The following is a 15648-nucleotide window of genomic DNA, read 5'->3' as shown; positions in this document are numbered from 1 at the left end:
GCCACCGCCACTCACACGGCCGAGCGCTCAGCGGCTCGCCATGATGATCAGCAGGACGATGACGGCGACGACGCAGAGGACGATCTCCACCCCGCTCATCCCTTCCGAGGAGTTCTGCCTGCTCACGTGCCGGTCCCAGCTCTCACGCCTTCTGCGCGAGTCGTCGTCGGACTGCCGGATGCGCCGGAGATGATCATCCAGCCCACGCTGCCGGGATCGATCGAAGTCGTCGAAGGGCATGGCGATGTCGTCCTTATCGATCGTTGCCACTACCTGTAACAATAATACTACGCATTGTCGCCATTCACGGGTAACATCGTCGCCCCTCGTTACGGACCAAAAAATAGCCACATTTCGGCTCGATCGGCCGAATCGGCGCGAATTGCTGAGCAAAGCGGCCAAACCCGCAGCTATCAGGAATCCACTTGCGGGTCAAATATCTGCACTGTTTAATATTCGTACTCTCGGCGACAGAGATCAACAGACCGGACACTGGGCGTGCAGCGTCAGATTCTCCCACCAGCAGGAGAGGTTTCGTTGACAACCCATAGGCGCGCAAAGAAGGACCACATCCCTTTGCGCGCCACGCTCCTCTGCGCAGGGGCCATAGGGGCCATAGTTCTCACTGTTACTTATGTGAGATCGGACCAGGTCCTCACGGGTCTGGCCACCGCGGCTCTCTCTTTCGGGGGAACCGTCATCGCCGCCTGGATAGCCAGATCGAAACCGCAGGACGCACAACCCGGGCCGGCTCAATGGATCATCACGATCACCAGATGGCCGGTGATCGCCGCGCTGTTCGCACTCAACGCGATCGTCGGTGCGATCACTTACGTGAGCACCTATGTCCACGAGAACCAGTCGGTCGACGCGACCGCACAAATACGCCTCGACAACGTGAAAGGCCTGCTGCCCGAGCAAGGGCACGCGACCGTCGAGATCACGGTCAAGCCCTGGCGAAAGAAGGCACTGATCACCTTACAGACGTCGGACCATCGACCGGAGCTGGGAACATGCCGCATCAGCACCGAGCTCCAAGTGACGCCGCTCATCGCCAAGAACCCGGGCCCGACCATTCGTACCCTGCCCGGAGAAGAGTTCCAGGTGGACATAAGGCCGGGCGCAGAAAAGCTCTCCCTCGAAGTAGTCGTGATCAACAAAGCCAAAGACGCCAACTGTGCGGTCGATCTGTCCGTCCTCAAAGTCACCCTGTCGAATGATTGAAGAGGATCAGCCGGTCATGCGTAGGATTTACAGGCTGCTCGCCGCGGCCATGGCACTGTCGACCCTGCTCGCGTGCAGCTCCGGATTGACGTGCCCGCCGTCCTCGGGACAAGGCGCCTCGCTCCTCTCCGGGACGATCGCGGTAGGCGTGACGAACGACTCACCGGGATTCGCCGTCGGCGGCGCATCGGGGAAACTGAGCGGCTTCGACATCCAGGTCATGAAGGCACTCGAAGATCCGGCGAGCCGCCGGGCGACCGCGGCCACCATCCTCACCGTGGCCAATCGCGCCGCCAGCCTCAAGGACGGGCACGCCGAACTCGTCATCGCGACCTTCTCCATCACCAGCGACCGCAAAGCCGACGGCATCGACTTCGCCGGCCCTTACATGACCACCCCGCAAGCCCTGCTCGTCAGAGCAGATGACAACAGCATGAACACCCGAGAGGACCTCGCCGGAAAAGTCGTGTGCGCCGTCGAGGACACCACCGGCCACAAGGTCACGATCCAGGACGCGAACTTGGACAACCCCGCCCCCACCACCAACGCGTGCGTGGACAAACTGGAGAACAAGCTCGCCGACGCCGTGTTCGACGACGAGATCATATTGCACGGCTTCATGCAGGCCCGCCCCGGCAAATACAAGATCATCTTTCCTGGCGCGTTCGGCACCATCCAGCAATACGGCATCGCCATGGAAAGAGGTCATGGAGCAGACTGTGAGGCGATCACCACCATCATCATCGACTATGTCAAGAAGCAGTGGACGACCGATTTCAAGGCCCACCTGACGAGCGCCGTGGACGCATATCCGGAAGATTTCGAGACAAGGTTCAAGCCCGCCCCGTCAGACATCAGCAGGGTCTCCTGCAAACCGTAGGAAGACGCCCGGCGTCGCCGGGAGCAGCGACGTGTCCTGCGAGAGCCCCATCTGGCAGGCCGCACCGGACGTCTACGTCCGCACCGCGCACGCGTTCTCGCGGAGCTGCGTCCACAGCGTCACCGACCCGCCCAATTCATCATGTTCGGGGTCCTGAGCGACCACAACAATCTCGTCGCCGCCCTTGCACCAGCGTGGCCACGACCGACTCAACGCCCACTTGTCCAAGCGGGAAATCGGCCCGCACCACTTTTGGTGCGACCTCTCTTTCTTGCCGTGGCGTCGCCCGGCTTGGCTGACTTGTGCTCGGCGGGAGTTGGATGGCGCGCTGCAGCGCCCGAGGCTGGTCCCGCAGCGTCCGCATGAACGCGACCAAGTCGCAAAAGGCTCGCAGTGCACCTCGTGCTTAGCCAGGAGGGAGGCGAGGAACGGGGGGTGTCGTCAGCAAGAGCGCCAGAAGGCCGACCCGAAAGCCGTGCGTGCCGCAGTACCTGCCCAGGACCGACGGCATGAGCCCACCGCCCTCCGTCCACTGCCATCCCGAGGTACCGAGAGGCAGGGAGAGAGCGCGGACGGTTCTGGGGAAACAGAGGCCCTCCGCGCTCTCCAGCCAGCAGCTACCGCCGAGCATCGAGCAGGGTGAGTTCACCGGACCGGGAGGCCGGTGACGGCGCGGCCGATGATCAGGCGTTGGATCTCCGACGTGCCCTCGAAGATCGTAAAGATCTTGGCGTCGCGGTGGAAGCGCTCCACCGGGTGCTCGCGGGTGTAGCCGGCCCCGCCCAGGATCTGGATCGCCTGCTCCGTCACCCACACCGCCGTCTCGCTGGCCACGAGTTTGGACATCGAGCCCTCCGCCTGCTCGAACCGCCGGCCGTTGCGGGCCATCCAGGCGGCGCGCCAGGTCATGAAGCGGGCGATGTCGACGCGGGTGGCCATGTCGGCGAGGAGGAAGGCGACGGCCTGGTTCTCGGCGATGCGGCGGCCGAACTGCTCGCGCTCGCGGGCGTAGTCGCGGGCGTACTCGAAGGCGGCGCGGGCGATGCCGACGGCCATGGCGGCCACGGCCGGGCGGGTGGTCTCGAAGGTGCGCAGCGCGGCCTGCTCGCCGGCGCGCTCGCCGTTGCGGACGCGGGCCAGCCGGGCCTCCAGCTTCTCCTCGCCGCCGAGCAGGCAGGAGCCGGGTACGCGGACGTCGTCGAGGACGACCTCGGCGGTGTGCGAGGCGCGGATGCCGTGCTTGCGGAACTTCTGCCCCATGGACAGGCCGGGCGTGCCGGGCGGGATGATGAAGGACGCCTGGCCGCGGGTGCCGAGCGCGGGATCGACCGCGGCGACGACGATGTGGACGTTGGCGATGCCGCCGTTCGTGGCCCAGGTCTTGACGCCGTTCAGTATCCAGTCGCCGCCGTCGCGGACGGCGCGGGTGCGGATGGCGCCGACGTCGGAGCCGGCGTCGGGCTCGGAGGCGCAGAAGGCGCCGAGCTTGACGTCGTTCTCGGTGCCGAACATCTGCGGCAGCCACTCCCCCATCTGCTCGGGGGTGCCGTTGGCAGACAGGGCGGCGGCGGCCAGGCCGGTGCCGACGATGGACAGGCCGATGCCGGCGTCGCCCCAGAAGATCTCCTCGAACGCGACCGGCAGGCCGAGGCCGCTCTCCTCGAACCACTGGGTGGCGAAGAAGTCGAGGGAGTACAGGCCGGCCTTGGCGGCCTCCTGGATGACCGGCCAGGGGGTCTCCTCGCGCTCGTCCCAGTCGGCGCCCGCGGGGCGGATCACGTCGCGGGCGAACTCGTGCACCCAGTCGCGTACCTGCTTGACGTCGTCGCTGAGCTCCGGGCAGAACCCGCTCATGGGCCGCACACTCCCCTTCCGACCCCGCTGCCGGGGGTTACCAGTGGTAACACCTTACCGGTCAGTAGGCCCCGGCAGGAAGGCGGCCGGGAAGGGTGAGCATGGGCGGGCGTTCGGCGATGGCGATGTCCCGGCTGGTCACGTCGTGGCCGGTCAGCCCGCGCCGGAACTGGGCCAGCAGGCAGGACGGCTCGTGCCAGGCCTGGATCTTGCCCTGGCGCCGCAGGCGGGACCAGGCGGCCAGCATGATCTGGCAGGACATCGCCCCCAGGGCCTCGGTCGACTGCGGCGCGTGCTCGCGCGAGCCCAGGTCCACCTGGGCGAAGGCGTCCAGCCCCGCCAGGTCGAGCAGGTCGATGAGCAGGCCGAGCTCGACGCCGTAGCCGGTCAGGAAGGGCACCCGCTCCAGTACGGAGCGACGACCGGCGTACTCGCCCGCCAGCGGCTGGACGAACCCGGCCAGCTCGGGCCAGTGCAGGTTGATGAGCGGGCGGGCCACCAGCTCGGTGACCCGGCCGCCGCCGTTCGGCGCGCCGTCGAGCGGGCGGTCGTAGCAGCCCTTGACGTAGGCGAGGGTCGGATCGGTGAGCAGCGGGCCGAGCACGCCGCCGACGAGCGAGGCCCGGAAGTGCCTGATGTCGGCGTCGGCGAAGACCACGACGTCGCCCCGGGTGACCGCGAGCGACTTCCACAGCGCCTCGCCCTTGCCGTCGAGCGGGCGCAGGTGGGGCAGGATGTCGTCCTGGGCGTGCACGCGGGCGCCCGCCCGCGCGGCGACGCGGGCGGTGTCGTCACGGGAGCGGGAGTCGATGACGACGACCTCGTCCAGGAGGCCGTCCAGTTCGCGGCGCAGGATCCCGACGATCTCGCCGACGGTCGCGCGTTCGTCGCGGGCCGGGAGCACCACGCTGACGGTCGTCGTCCCCTTGGCGGCCAGCAGGTCCCGGACGGGCCAGTCGCGGGCCGACGACGTACGGCGCCGCAGCCATCCGCGCACTTCGGGCAGCATCCGACCACCTCCTCCCCACCCCCCGATACCCGTTATGTCGGGTTATGTACCATTTGCGTGGCGCTCCAGGAAGGTGTAGACGTCCGCCTCGTCCACGCCCGGGAACGACCCCGGCGGCAGCGCGGCGAGGACGTGGGAGTTGGCGCGGGCCGACGGCCAGGCGTAGCCCTCCCAGCGCTCGGCCAGCTCGGCGGGCGGGCGCCGGCAGCACTCGCCGTTCGGGCAGTCGGACTTGGTGCGGTGGGTGGTCTCGCGCCCCCGGAACCACCGCGACTCCTTGTACGGCACCCCGAGCGTGATCGCGAAGTCCCGCTCGCGCGAGGGGTCCACGTGCGCGACGCAGAAGTACGTGCCGGTCGGCGAGTCGGAGTACTGGTAGTAGACCGAGAAGCGGTCCGGCGACAGGAACACCTGCCGCCCCGACCACTGCAGGCACATCCGCTGCCCCTCGATCGCGCCCTGCTCGTCGGCGGGGAAGACGATGCCGTCGTTCTCGTACGCCTTGTAGATGGTGCCGCCCGCGTCGTTGCGCACGAAGTGGCAGACGAGGCCGAGGTGGTGCGTGGCGAGGTTGGTGAAGCGGTGGGCGGCCATCTCGTACGACACCGCGAAGACGTCCCGCAGGTCCTCGACCGACAGCGCCCGGTCGGACTTGGCCTCCTGGAGGTAGAGCGCGGCGGCCCGCTCGGGCACCAGCACGGCGGCGGCGAAGTAGTTGGCCTCGGTGCGCTGGCGCAGGAAGTCGGCGAAGTCGCGGGGCTTGTCGTGGCCGAGGGCCAGGTGGCCGAGCGTCTGGAGCAGGATCGTGCGCGGGGTGTGCATGCCGAGCTGCTCGTGCTTGACGTAGATGCGGCGGTTGCGCATGTCGGTGATGGAACGCACCGATCGCGGCAGATCCTGGGCCGTGTGCACGGTGTAGCCGAAGTGCGTGACCAGGCTCTGGATCGTGCTCTGCGACAGCGCGCCGCTGCGGTAGCCGACGGCGTCCAGGGCCTCGGCGGCGGCCTGCTCGATCTCGGGGAAGTAGTTGCCGACCTCGCGCTGACGGCGGCGCAGCTCGGCGTTGGCCACCCGGGCCTCCTCCGGGGTGGCGGTGCCGCGGGCCTGGCGGGCGCGCAGCTCGCCGTACAGGCCGAGCACGTGCTCCAGGACGTCGTTGGGCACGCGGGCGGAGACCTTCAGCCGGGGCAGGCCGAGCCCCGCGTACAGGGGGTCGCGCTGGGCCTCCTCCAGGGCGATCTCCAGCTGGGCGCGGCGGTTGGGCGGCTGGCGGCGCAGCAGCTCCTCGACGGGCACGCCCAGCGCTGAGGCCAGCGATTTGAGCAAGGAGAGCTTCGGCTCACGTTTGCCGTTCTCCAGCAGGGAGAGCTGACTGGGTGCGCGGTTGACCCGGGAACCGAGGTCCGACAGCGTCAGGCCGCGCTGTTTGCGCAGGTGACGCAGGCGCTGGCCAAACGCGATGAGATCGAGCTCCTGCGTCAAAGACAGCGGTTCTTCGCCCAGCAACGAGGCCATGTACGCATCTTAGACAGAAAATCTGCTCATCTTCTAGCCCATCGGGCAGCCGGGACAGGACGGTCCGAGCGCGCCCAGGATTGGTCTAGGCCAACGGTAAAACTCGCGAATTCTTCCCTACTGAATACCCGCCAGTAATGGACAAGGAGGAAAATTTCACGATTCTTCTGCTCTACTGCGCCTGTTGGCCGGTGTCCTTCCGGGCACACACTCGGCACAGGCACCCAGGGGACGAAAAAGGAGTGACCATGATCGATCGCCTCAAGGGAGCTGCTCAGCAGCTGCAGGACGAATGGGACAACGACCCTCGCTGGGAGGGCATCGAGCGCACCTACAGCGCCGAGGACGTCATCCGGCTGCGCGGCAGCGTCCAGGAGGAGCACACGCTGGCGCGGCTCGGCGCCGAGCGGCTGTGGCAGCTCCTGCACACCGAGGACTACGTCCACGCGCTCGGCGCCCTGACCGGCAACCAGGCCGTGCAGCAGGTGAAGGCGGGCCTCAAGGCGATCTACCTGTCCGGCTGGCAGGTCGCCGCGGACGCGAACCTCGGCGGGCAGACGTACCCGGACCAGAGTCTGTACCCGGCCAACTCCGTGCCGGCCGTGGTGCGCCGCATCAACAACGCGCTGCTGCGCGCCGACCAGATCACCTGGTCGGAGGGCGTCGAGGCCCCGCACTGGCTCGCGCCCATCGTCGCCGACGCCGAGGCCGGCTTCGGCGGCGTGCTCAACGCGTTCGAGCTGATGAAGGGCATGATCGCGGCCGGCGCCGCGGGCGTGCACTGGGAGGACCAGCTCGCCTCCGAGAAGAAGTGCGGCCACCTGGGCGGCAAGGTGCTGATCCCGACCGGGCAGCACATCAAGACGCTCAACGCCGCCCGCCTCGCCGCCGACGTCTGCGGCGTCCCCTCACTGGTCATCGCGCGGACCGACGCCCAGGCCGCGACGCTCCTGACCAGCGACGTGGACCCGCGCGACCAGGAGTTCACCACCGGCGAGCGCACCGCCGAGGGCTTCTACCGGGTCCGCAACGGCATCCGGGCGTGCATCGCGCGCGGCCTGGCGTACGCGCCGTACTCGGACCTGCTCTGGATGGAGACCGGCACGCCCGACCTGGACGTGGCCCGCGAGTTCGCCGAGGCGATCAAGGCCGAGCACCCCGACCAGATGCTCGCCTACAACTGCTCGCCGTCGTTCAACTGGAAGAAGCACCTGGACGACTCGACCATCGCCAAGTTCCAGCGCGAGCTGGGCCACATGGGGTACAAGTTCCAGTTCATCACCCTCGCCGGCTTCCACTCGCTGAACTACTCGATGTTCGACCTCGCCCAGGGGTACGCCAACGACGGCATGACGGCCTACGTCGAGCTCCAGGAGCGCGAGTTCGCCGCCGAGCGGCGCGGCTACACCGCCACCCGGCACCAGCGCGAGGTGGGCACCGGCTACTTCGACCTGGTCAGCACCGCCGTGGCGCCCGACTCCTCGACCACCGCGCTCAAGGGCTCGACCGAGGAGGAGCAGTTCGGCCACTAGGGCACCCCTGATCTCGCCGGCCACCTCCAGGGCATGGGACGGTTCCCCGGCGAAACGGGCCGCGCCGGTCCCCCCAGCACCGGCGCGGCCCACCCATGTCCTTCCGCACGTCAGATGGCCTCCTCGCCGGCCAGCGGGCCGGGGCGGCGCGCCCGCCGCGCCGGGAGCAGCGGCGCCGCGCCGACCAGCCAGTCGGCCAGCGGGTCGCGCTCGACCAGGATCAGTGGCTCCCGCGCGCCCAGCGCCTCCTCCCTGGCCTGCCGGGTGAGGCGGCCGGAGGTGACGAGCACGCCGGTGTGCCCGGCGAAGGTGTTGGCGAGCGCGCCCAGGAAGTTGCGCACCTCCGGCGCGCCCACCGACCCGGCGTAGCGCTTGCACTGGACGGCGTAACGGCCGTGACCGGGGGCGACGGCCGTGATGTCCACCCCGAAGTCGCCTCTGCCGCCGCACTCGCGGACCTGGCGGAACCCCTCGGCGATCATCCGCTCGGCGACCAGGTGCTCGAACTCCGGGCCCGACATCAGATCGACCTTCTCCAGCTCGGCGTTGGCGGCGAGGAACCGCCGCCGTCCCGCCTCGATCGCGCGGTGCCGCAGGATCAGCCCGCCGACGAACAGCACCACGAGCAGGCCCGCGATGCCCGCCGCCCACCCAGGGTGCTCGGCCGCGAACCAGACCACGCCGCCACCGGCCGCCGCGACCGTCACCGCCGCGGCGTTCCGCCGCCGCCGCCGAAAGGCCGCGGCACCCCACCACCGCCGGAGGGCCCCAGCGCCACCCGACCGCCGGAAGGCCGCGACATCCCGCCGCCGCCGGGAGGTCGCGGCGCCCCGCGGCTGCCGGGACCTCGCAGCCTCCCGCCGCCGGGAGGCCGCAGTGGCCCGCCGCCCGGCGCTCCGGCCGCCGGTGCGCTTTCGAGAGCCTCTCGCCATGGCGCCTCCCTCGGAGCGATGCCGAAGGCCAGTATGCGCGGCGGGACCGACAGAATCCGGGGCTCAGACCGCGCCCGGCACGACCCGCGCCAGCTCCGGGACGCGGGCGCGGTAGCCGTCGAGCAGGGCGCGGGCCGTGGAGACCGAGTCGACCAGCGGATGCAGGGCGAACGCCGCCACGGCCAGCTCGGCCGACCCGCTCAGCGCTGCCTCGATGGCGGTCTGCTCGACCGCCTTGACCTGCTGCAACAGCCCCAGGAAGCGGCCCGGCAGCGGGCGGGTGGCCAGCGGGCGCACGCCCGCGCCGCCCACCGCGCACGGGACCTCCACGACCGCCTCGGCGGGCAGGCCGGGGACGGCCGAGCCGTTGCGCACGTTGAGGATCATCGTGGCCGGCTCGCCGCGCGACAGCGCGGCCATCAGCGCGAGCGCGATGCCCTCGTAGCCGCCCGCCTCCAGGTCGGCCGCATCGCGCTCGCCCGCCTCGGCCGTGTCGCGGACGTCGGCCATGTACGACTCGTCGCGCTCCCTGCGCGCCCGCCGCCACTCGGCCAGCGCCTGACCGGGATCGGCCTGGACGGCGGCGTAGAAGGCCTCCTGCCCGTCCAGCAGGCTCTCGCCCCGGGTGCGGCCCCGGCTGGCGGCGATCGCCTCGCGGGTGAAGTAGTAGTAATAGAGGTATTCGTTCGGCAGGGCGCCGAGCGTGCGCACCCAGCCGGGCCCGAACAGCCGGGCCTCCTCGACCTGGCGCAGCGCCGTCTCGTCGGCGAGCAGGCCGGGCAGCACGTCCTGGCCGTCGTGGCCGAGCCCGCGCAGCCAGCCCAGGTGGTTGAGCCCCACGTAGTCGGGCTCCACGCGGGCCGGGTCGAGCCCGAGCGCGGCGGCGGCGCGGCGGATCAGGCCGATCGGCGAGTCGCAGATGCCGATCACCCGTTCGCCGAGCACAGTCCGCATCGCCTCGGTGATCATGCCGGCCGGGTTGGTGAAGTTGATGACCCAGGCGCGCGGCGCCAGCTCGGCGACCCGCTCGGCCATCCGCACGGCGACCGGCACGGTGCGCAGGCCGTAGGCGATGCCGCCGGGACCGGTGGTCTCCTGGCCGAGCAGCCCCAGCTCCAGCGCGACCCGCTCGTCCGCGGTGCGCCCGGCCAGGCCGCCGACCCGCATCGCGGAGAAGACGAAGTCGGCCCCGCGCAGCGCCTCGTCGAGCGAGGTGGTGACGCGCACCGCGGGCGGGTCGTCGTGCCCTGCGGCGAGCTGACGCAGCACGTGGGCGACGACCGCCAGCCGGTCGGCGGAGACGTCATGGAGCACGATCTCCTCGACCCGCGGCTTGGCCCGGTCGCGCAGCAGCGCGCCGTACACGAGCGGCACGCGGAAGCCGCCGCCCCCGATCACGGCCAGTCTCATACGAACTCCCTCACCCTCAAGCGAGCAGCACCTCGGCGCCCGCGGCCGTCAGGCTGCGCAGCGTGGCCGGATCGGCCCCGGCGTTCGTGACGACCACGTCGACGTCCTCGGGCCCGCACACGCGCAGGGCGCCCGTCCCGGGGAACTTGTGCCGGTCGACCAGCAGCAGCACCTGCCCCGCCGCGGCGATCATGGCCCGCTTGAGCGGCACCTCGGCGAGCGTGGTGTCGACGAGCTGCCCGTCGGGGCGCACGCCGCTGGCGCCCAGGAAAACCCGGTCGGCCACCACCTGCTTCAGCGCGGCCTCGGTGAGCACCCCGACCAGCGAGTGGTAGGGACGCCGGACCATGCCGCCGAGCAGCAGCAGCTCGACCTCGGGGTCGCAGCGCAGCGCGTCGAGCACGGCGAGGCTGGAGGTGACGACCGTCACCCGCCGCCCGCGCAGCCGCCGGGCCAGGCACGCGGTGGTGGTGCCGATGTCGAGCAGCACCACGTCGCCGTCGCGGACCAGCTCGGCCGCGCGGGCCGCCACGGCCTCCTTGTCCTGCCCGTCGACCTCGGCGACCTCGGCGAAGGGCCGGTCGGCGTCGGCGTCCAGGCTGGGGAGAGCGCCGCCGCGGACGCGGCGCAGCGTGCCGTCGCGGTCGAGCACCTCGAGGTCCCTGCGGATGGTGGACGGGCTCACGCCGAGCTGGCTGGCGAGATCGCGGACGCTGGTGGCGCCTGAGAGCCGGACGCGGCGCATGATCTCGGCATGCCGGAGGCGCTGGAGCACGGCGTCACCTTATCAGTCATTTCCGCCCAACAGTAAGCACCAAGTAAGCATTTCGTACGCATTTGGTGTCATCGTTCGCACGGAGGGCTTGAAGTGTGCGGGTAAACGTGCAAGATTGCGCACATCGCGGCGTGTCGAGGAGGCCTCATTCCCGTGACTGTTCAGGCGTACGACCCTCTCGCCGGCGAACGCACCCCCGGCAGCCCGCAGTTCGACGTGTTCCTGGCGGGCACGGTCTTCCTGGACATCATCTTCACCGGGCTGCCCGCCATGCCCGCCGCCGGCACCGAGATCTGGGCCGACGGCATGGGCTCGTGCCCCGGCGGCATCGCCAACCTCGCCATCGCCACCAGCCGCCTCGGCCTGCGCACCTCCCTGGCCGCGGCCTTCGGCGACGACGACTACGGCGACTTCTGCTGGCGCACGCTGGAGGAGCAGGAGTCGGTCGACCTGTCGAGGTCGCGCCGCTTCGAGCACTGGCACTCGCCGGTCACCGTCTCCATGGCCGTCGACCGCGACCGCAGCATGGTCACCCACGGCCACCCCTCCCCCATGTCCGCCTCCGAGATGATCGGCAAGCCGCCCCGCTCCAAGGCCGTGATCGTCACCCTCTCCGAGGACGAGCCGCTCGGCACCCCCGGCAGCGCGTGCAACTGGGCCGAGCTGGCGCACCGCGACGGCGCGCTGATCTTCGCCGACGTCGGCTGGGACCCGTCCGGCTCCTGGTCCTCCGGGGTGCTGGAGCAGCTGTCGATCTGCCACACCTTCATGCCGAACGCCGTCGAGGCCATGGCCTACACCCGCACCGACACCCCGCGCGACGCGCTCTACGCCATCGCCGACCACGTGCCGGTCGCCGTGGTGACCGACGGCGCCAACGGCGCGATGGCCATCGACTCCACCACCGGCGAGGAGGCGTTCGTGCCCGCGCCGCGGGTCAACGCGCTCGACCCCACGGGCGCCGGCGACGTGTTCGGCGCGGGCTTCGTGCTCGGCACCCTCTGCGGCTGGCCGCTCACCGACCGCGTCGCCTTCGCCCAGGTGTGCGCGGCCCTCGCCGTGCAGCAGTTCGGCGGCTCGCTCGCCGCCCCCGGCTGGGGCGACATCGCCGACTGGTGGCACGAGGTACGCGCCACGGCCCCCCACAGCGGCGCCTACGGCAGCTCGCTCGCCCGCCGCTACGCCTTCCTGGACCGGCTGGTGCCCACCGACCCGGTCGGCGCGGTACGCCGCGCCGCCGCCACCATCGCCCGCTACGCCGACGTCGGCGTCGCCCCCCAGCCCCAGCCGGGCGGCGAGGCCACCCCGGTGACGGACGCCGGATCCAGGAAAGAGGGTCCGCGGGACGACTCGCACGGGGGTGGCCCCGCGCACGACGACGGGGACCCCGGCACCTCCCGCGTGCCCGCGCAGAAGGAGTAACCATGACGTCCACGACGCGACGGACGGCGCGACGGACGGGCCGCACCCCGGCGATCGCACTGCTCGCCGCCGCCGCCCTCGCCCTGACCGCGTGCGCACCCGGATCCTCCGCGCCGCCCGCCCCGCAGAGCCCGGCGGCCCCGTCCGCCGTGCGCACCGACGCCGCCGCCCTCGGCGACGTCACGCTCACCGTGTGGGACCAGGAGGTCCGCGGCGGGCAGGCGGCGCAGATGAAGCAGCTCAACGACGCCTTCCAGGCCAAATACCCCAACATCAAGCTCAACCGGGTGTCCCGCTCCTTCGACGACCTCAACACCACCCTCCGCCTCGCCCTCAGCGGCAACGAGCCCCCGGACGTCGTCGAGGCCAACAACGGCCGCTCCTCCATGGGCGCGTTCGTCAAGGCCGGCCAGCTCCTCCCGCTCGACGCCTACGCCGACGCCTACGGCTGGAAGCAGCGCTACCCCGAGTCCGTCCTGCGCTACTCCCGCTACAGCGCCGACGGCAAGCTCTTCGGCGAGGGCAACCTGTACGGCCTCCCCCAGGTCGGCGAGGTCGTCGGCGTCTTCTACAACAAGGCCAAGCTCACCAAGCTCGGGCTGCGGCCGCCGAAGACGTGGGCCGACTTCGAGACCGCGCTCGGCACCGCCAAGACCGCCGGCGAGGTGCCCCTGCAGCTCGGCAACCTCGACAAGTGGCCCGCCATCCACGTCTTCGGCACCGTCCAGGGCCGGCACGTGCCCGCGGAGCAGATCTCCGCGCTCGCCTTCGGCCGCAAGGGCGCCTCCTGGACCACGCCCGAGAACACCGCCGCCGCCGAGCAGCTCGTCGGCTGGGTCGACAAGGGCTACTTCGCCAAGGGCTTCAACGGCCAGGGCTACGACCCCGCCTGGCAGGCGTTCGGCAAGGGCGAGGGCGTCTTCCTCGTCGCGGGCACCTGGCTGCTCGCCGACCTGGAGAAGGCGCTCGGCGACGACCTCGGCTTCATGCTGCCGCCGGGCGTCACCGCCGACGCCGCGCCGGTCGCGACGGGAGGCACCGGGCTGCCCTTCGCCATCACCGCCAAGAGCCCCCACCCGGACGCGGCGGCCGCGTACGTCGACTTCATCACCAGCGCGGACGCCATGAAGGTGCTCACCTCGACCGGCAACCTGCCGGTCGCCGAGACCGGGGAGCAGAGCGTCAAGGCGGGGCCGCAGCAGGACGTCTTCACCGCCTTCGGCACCGTCACGGAGAAGGACGGGCTGGTCCCCTACCTCGACTACGCGACCCCGACCTTTGCCGACACTCTCGGCGCGGCTCTGCAGGACCTGCTCGCCGGGAAGGCGAGCCCGCAGGAGTTCCTGGCCACCCTGGAGAAGGACTACAAGACCTTCGCCGAGAGCAACTGATGGCACGGCGGAGGGCGGCGGGGCGGCCTCCGGGCGAGCCCCGGCGCGTCGCCTACCTCTACCTGCTGCCGGCGTTCGTGATCTACGCGGCGTTCCTGCTGTTCCCGATCGGGCGGGCGGTGCAGTTCTCCCTCTACGACTGGGACGGGCTGTCCGTGGGCAGGTGGGCGGGCCTGGACAACTACGCCGCCATCGTGGCCGACGAGGGGCTGCGCGCCGCCTTCGGGCACGCGCTGGTGCTCGTCGTGTTCTACGCGCTGATCCCGCTCGCCATCGGCCTGGCGCTGGCGGCGGTGCTCAACCACGCCAAGGTGCGCGGGCTCGGCTTCTTCCGCACGGTGGTGTTCCTGCCGCAGGTGGTGGCGATGGTCGTGGTGGCGGTGGCGTGGCGGCGCGTCTACGCGCCCGACGGCACCCTCAACGGCCTGCTCGGCGCGCTCGGGCTGGACTCGCTGACGCGGGGCTGGCTCGGCGACTACACCTTCGCGCTGCCCGCCGTCGGGGTGGTCGGCACGTGGGTCGAGACGGGGCTGGTGACCGTGCTGCTGCTGTCCGGCATGAGCCGGGTGCCGCCCGACCTGTACGAGGCCGCGCGGCTCGACGGGGCCGGCGCGGTCAGGGAGTTCTTCGCCGTGACGCTGCCGTCGGTGCGCGGCGAGATCGCGGTCGCCCTCACGCTCACGGTGATCGCCGCGCTGCGCACGTTCGACCTGGTGTACGTGACGACGCGGGGCGGTCCCGGCACGTCCACGACGGTGCCGTCGTACGAGGTCTACCACCGGGCCTTCGGGCTCGGCCAGGTGGGCTCGGCGGCGGCCGTCGGGGTGACGCTGGCGCTGCTCATCTTCATGATCTCGTTCGGGATCAACCGGTTCGCCGACAGGGGGCTCACGTGATCTCGCGCGGGGAGCGGGTGGCCAACTACGTCATCCTGTCGGTGTTCGCGGTGTTCGCGCTGCTGCCGATCGTGACGATCCTGGGGGCGGCGCTGGGGCCGTCCGACAGCGGCGGGACGGCGGGGGCGGCGAACTTCGCGGCGGCCTGGGAGGTGGGCCGGTTCGGGACGTACCTGCGTACGAGCATCGCGGTGTCGGCGTTCGTCGTGGTGGTCAGCGTCGTGCTGTCGGTCATGAGCGGGTACGCGTTCGGCACGATGCGCTTTCGCGGGCAGTCGGCGCTGTTCTACCTGTTCATGCTCGGGATCATGATGCCGAGCGAGGCCGTCGCGGTGCCGCTCTACTTCGACCTGCGCTCGCTCGGGCTGATCGACACGTTCTGGTCGGTGGCGTTGCCGCAGGTGGCGCTCTCGGTGGCGTTCGGCACGTTCTGGATGCGGGCCTACTTCCGCGCCTCGAACCGGGCGATCGTGGAGGCGGCGCGCATCGACGGGGCCTCGACGTGGCGCATCCTGTGGCAGGTGCTGGTGCCGCCGGCGCGGCCGGCGGTGGTGACGCTGACGGTGCTGGTCTTCATGTGGACGTGGAACGAGTTCCTCATCCCGCTGATCATGGTGACCAGCGAGTCGCTGCGTACGGCGCCGCTCGGCCTGGCGTTCTTCCAGGGCCAGCACACCTCGGGCTTCACCCTGCTCGCGGCCGGGTCGGTGATCGTGGCGACGCCGGTCGTGATCTTCTACCTGTTCCTCCAGCGACACTTCGTCCGCGGGCTGCTCCAGGGGGCGGTTCGCGAGTAGATCCTCCGGAG

At 70.7% G+C, this 15648-nt stretch carries 14 protein-coding genes; 7 read left to right on the top strand and 7 right to left on the bottom strand.

Translation table 11 applies throughout. The features are described 5' to 3' along the window. Positions 1-27 precede the first annotated feature (27 nt). Positions 28-270: a hypothetical protein gene (locus tag ACBR40_RS02350; RefSeq protein WP_344219045.1), complete on the bottom strand. Its 243-nt coding sequence runs from the start codon at positions 268-270 to the stop codon at positions 28-30. 366 nt (positions 271-636) lie between these two features. Here ACBR40_RS02350 and ACBR40_RS02345 point away from each other — a divergent pair, with 366 nt between their 5' ends. Both ACBR40_RS02345 and ACBR40_RS02340 read left to right on the top strand, forming a co-directional pair. Continuing rightward, positions 637-1224, top strand: coding sequence for a hypothetical protein (locus tag ACBR40_RS02345; RefSeq protein WP_344219047.1), 588 nt, complete (start codon positions 637-639; stop codon positions 1222-1224). 16 nt (positions 1225-1240) lie between these two features. Then, entirely contained in the window at positions 1241-2104 is an 864-nt protein-coding gene (locus ACBR40_RS02340; protein WP_371247184.1) for a transporter substrate-binding domain-containing protein, read from the top strand. A gap of 645 nt (positions 2105-2749) precedes the next feature. Here the strand turns inward: ACBR40_RS02340 and ACBR40_RS02335 are convergent. The 3 genes from ACBR40_RS02335 to ACBR40_RS02325 all read right to left on the bottom strand — a co-directional run bounded on the left by ACBR40_RS02335 (position 2750) and on the right by ACBR40_RS02325 (position 6482). Then, on the bottom strand, positions 2750-3958 hold the full coding sequence (locus ACBR40_RS02335) for an acyl-CoA dehydrogenase family protein (RefSeq protein ID WP_344219053.1): 1209 nt from the start codon (positions 3956-3958) through the stop codon (positions 2750-2752). A 61-nt stretch (positions 3959-4019) separates the two neighbouring features. Beyond that, positions 4020-4967, bottom strand: coding sequence for a glucosyl-3-phosphoglycerate synthase (locus tag ACBR40_RS02330; protein WP_344219055.1), 948 nt, complete (start codon positions 4965-4967; stop codon positions 4020-4022). A 42-nt stretch (positions 4968-5009) separates the two neighbouring features. Continuing rightward, a complete protein-coding gene (locus tag ACBR40_RS02325) occupies positions 5010-6482 on the bottom strand; it encodes a helix-turn-helix domain-containing protein (protein ID WP_371247183.1) in 1473 nt (490 codons plus the stop codon). A gap of 248 nt (positions 6483-6730) precedes the next feature. Between ACBR40_RS02325 and aceA the strand changes: the two genes are divergently transcribed. After that, positions 6731-8014 (top strand): isocitrate lyase, encoded by a 1284-nt coding sequence (gene aceA / locus ACBR40_RS02320; RefSeq protein WP_344219057.1) that lies wholly within the window; start codon positions 6731-6733, stop codon positions 8012-8014. Between the two features lie 110 nt (positions 8015-8124). On the opposite strand, the gene ACBR40_RS02315 is transcribed toward aceA, so the two are convergent. From ACBR40_RS02315 to ACBR40_RS02305, 3 genes are all read right to left on the bottom strand, one after another. Next, the gene (locus tag ACBR40_RS02315) at positions 8125-8721 is read right to left on the bottom strand and encodes a restriction endonuclease (protein ID WP_371247182.1); all 597 of its coding nucleotides are present in this window, start codon (positions 8719-8721) and stop codon (positions 8125-8127) included. 288 nt (positions 8722-9009) lie between these two features. Further along, on the bottom strand, positions 9010-10356 hold the full coding sequence (locus ACBR40_RS02310; protein ID WP_371247181.1) for a 6-phospho-beta-glucosidase: 1347 nt from the start codon (positions 10354-10356) through the stop codon (positions 9010-9012). A 16-nt stretch (positions 10357-10372) separates the two neighbouring features. Further along, the gene (locus tag ACBR40_RS02305) at positions 10373-11131 is read right to left on the bottom strand and encodes a DeoR/GlpR family DNA-binding transcription regulator (protein WP_344219063.1); all 759 of its coding nucleotides are present in this window, start codon (positions 11129-11131) and stop codon (positions 10373-10375) included. Positions 11132-11284: 153 nt separating this feature from the next. On the opposite strand from ACBR40_RS02305, the gene ACBR40_RS02300 reads away from it, so the two are divergent. Genes ACBR40_RS02300 through ACBR40_RS02285 form a run of 4 tightly spaced genes read left to right on the top strand, consistent with a single transcriptional unit; the run spans position 11285 to position 15637 of the window. Continuing rightward, on the top strand, positions 11285-12553 hold the full coding sequence (locus ACBR40_RS02300) for a carbohydrate kinase family protein (protein ID WP_344219065.1): 1269 nt from the start codon (positions 11285-11287) through the stop codon (positions 12551-12553). A gap of 2 nt (positions 12554-12555) precedes the next feature. Next, positions 12556-13944: an extracellular solute-binding protein gene (locus ACBR40_RS02295; protein ID WP_371247179.1), complete on the top strand. Its 1389-nt coding sequence runs from the start codon at positions 12556-12558 to the stop codon at positions 13942-13944. After that, positions 13944-14840, top strand: coding sequence for a carbohydrate ABC transporter permease (locus ACBR40_RS02290; protein WP_371247178.1), 897 nt, complete (start codon positions 13944-13946; stop codon positions 14838-14840). The genes ACBR40_RS02295 and ACBR40_RS02290 overlap by 1 nt, the downstream gene beginning before the upstream one ends. Further along, positions 14837-15637 (top strand): carbohydrate ABC transporter permease, encoded by an 801-nt coding sequence (locus ACBR40_RS02285; RefSeq protein WP_344219071.1) that lies wholly within the window; start codon positions 14837-14839, stop codon positions 15635-15637. The genes ACBR40_RS02290 and ACBR40_RS02285 overlap by 4 nt, the downstream gene beginning before the upstream one ends. Positions 15638-15648: the final 11 nt, after the last annotated feature.

The organism is Nonomuraea sp. AD125B (assembly GCF_041402765.1).
GTDB lineage: Bacteria > Actinomycetota > Actinomycetes > Streptosporangiales > Streptosporangiaceae > Nonomuraea > Nonomuraea bangladeshensis.
The sequence above is the reverse complement of the archived record's forward strand: the minus strand, read 5'-3'. Positions and strand labels throughout refer to the sequence as shown.